At 67.1% G+C, this 210-nt stretch carries 1 protein-coding gene; it reads right to left on the bottom strand.

Features of this window, described 5'->3' with window-relative positions; genetic code table 11:
• On the bottom strand, nucleotides 1-210 hold a 210-nt coding region (locus JHD64_RS21855), incomplete at both ends, for a hypothetical protein (protein WP_199055851.1).

The raw sequence follows: 210 nt of genomic DNA, 5'->3' as shown, positions 1-210 counted from the left end.
GGCCGTCCAGTTGCCGCTGCCATCCACCTGGGCGGTGGTGCTGGCGCTATGGCCCTGGCTGTCGGTAAAGGTGACGGTGACGGTCTGGCCGGCTTCCACCCCCGTGGTGCTGCCGCTGACCACCACCGCGCCGCTTTCGGTCTTGTTGTAGACGTGATCGCTGCCGGCACCATCGTTGCCGATGCTGATGCTGGCGGCGGTGTTGAGGCT

The sequence above is a fragment of the Aquitalea sp. ASV15 genome (assembly GCF_016429115.1).
Classification (GTDB): domain Bacteria; phylum Pseudomonadota; class Gammaproteobacteria; order Burkholderiales; family Chromobacteriaceae; genus Aquitalea; species Aquitalea magnusonii.
Note: the sequence above shows the minus strand (reverse complement) of the source record. Positions and strands in the feature narration are given on the sequence as shown.